Source organism: Pseudoalteromonas sp. TB51, from assembly GCF_000498055.1.
Lineage (GTDB): Bacteria > Pseudomonadota > Gammaproteobacteria > Enterobacterales > Alteromonadaceae > Pseudoalteromonas > Pseudoalteromonas atlantica.
This window is the reverse complement of record NZ_AUTO01000275.1, coordinates 1-1,521: the sequence shown is the minus strand read 5'-3', so window position 1 is coordinate 1,521 and position 1,521 is coordinate 1. Positions and strand designations below refer to the sequence as shown.

Here is a 1,521-nt window from a genome sequence, read left to right as displayed (position 1 = left end):
GCCATAAGTGACTGGCCAATAAAGTTAAAACTAAAAAAGTTAAAGTTGCCCCAGTGTTGCCAAACCGACTCTGTGACTTTGTCGCCGCTAAGGGTGGGTAAATTAAATAAGGTGTACAAGGCTAAGCCAGCGACGGCAATAAGCGCAATGAGCTTTATCATTGACTCAAAGGCGACTGCTAGCATAAGCCCAGAGCGGTACTCGGTAACATCTACCTTACGGGTACCAAAAAATATTGCAAACAGCGCCATAATTAACGTGGCGGTGAGGGTAAGCATTTCGCCAGATATTTGATTGCTGTTTTGCAAAAGCAAAAAGCTGGTACTGAGTGCTTTTAACTGCAGCGCAATATAGGGAATGGTAGCAAGTAGGGCAATAACAGTCACCAATATTGCACTGGTTTGACGTTTACCGTAGCGGGCAGAAATAAAATCGGCAATGGTGGTAATGTTTTGTTTTTTACTTACTAATACCAGTTTGCGTAAAAAGCCTTGGCCAAAAAAGAACAACAATGAAGGCCCCAATAAAATGGGTAAATAGCTCCAACTGCTGGTGGCGGCGGTACCAACCGAACCATAGTACGTCCACGAGGTACAATAAATCCCTAACGATAACGAATACACAAAAGGATGATGGCTAATCCGTTTAGCAAGTGGTGTTGTTTTATCGCCCCAATTAGCAAGCCAAAACAGCACCCCAATATAGCCTAATGCTACAAAAATCAGTACAGCAGTCATGTTGTTATTAAACCTTATTATTTATACCCACACACAATACCAGAGATAACTTTAAGTGTGCGTGCACAATTTTATGCAAAATATTAACGTTGTTTTTATTGTGTTGATTTTAAATGATTATTTTTATTTCTGGTGATTTATTAGACTAATGTCGCATTTTTACACAAAGCCACTTAAATTTTGCCGTTAACGCCCTTTGGTAAAAGCTAACTTACTGAGAATTATGTGTAATTGTATTTTTAAATACAATTGTATTTACAGTTTACGTAAACGTTAACAGGCTGTTACGACTATGGTCTCACTTCACTCTTCACGCCGCGTTGCTAAATTAATAACCGACTATAAAAAAACCACTCATTGCAATTATGCAATGCTTAAAGGGGAAAATAAAAATGGCTTTTAAAGATGAAGAACAAGCAAAAGCTTATTGGGCAGAAAACATTTCACTACTGTTTAAGTTACTAGCAGTGTGGTTTGTGGTCTCATTTGGCTTTGGCATATTACTGGTAGATGTACTGAATGAAGTACGTTTTTTTGGGTTTAAACTTGGCTTCTGGTTTTCACAACAGGGCGCTATTTACACCTTTGTAGCTTTGATTTTTGTTTACGTTTTCAAAATGAACACGTTAGATAAAAAATACGGCGTAGACGAATAGGAGCTAGGTAATGGATGTTCAAACACTCACATTTATAATTGTTGGTTTAAGTTTTGCGCTTTATATCGGCATTGCAATTTGGGCGCGTGCAGGCTCTACAAATGAGTTTTATGTGGCAGGGGGCGGCG

General features: G+C 38.8%; 1 protein-coding gene and 1 pseudogene. One reads left to right on the top strand and one right to left on the bottom strand.

All coding sequences use genetic code 11. From position 1 onward, the window contains the following. Positions 1 to 737 (bottom strand): annotated as a pseudogene (locus tag L650_RS0116420) (hybrid sensor histidine kinase/response regulator); the annotation flags it as partial. A gap of 392 nt (positions 738 to 1,129) precedes the next feature. Here L650_RS0116420 and L650_RS0116410 point away from each other — a divergent pair. Then, positions 1,130 to 1,393 (top strand): DUF4212 domain-containing protein, encoded by a 264-nt coding sequence (locus L650_RS0116410; RefSeq protein ID WP_004586074.1) that lies wholly within the window; start codon positions 1,130 to 1,132, stop codon positions 1,391 to 1,393. The last annotated feature ends 128 nt before the right edge of the window (positions 1,394 to 1,521 follow it).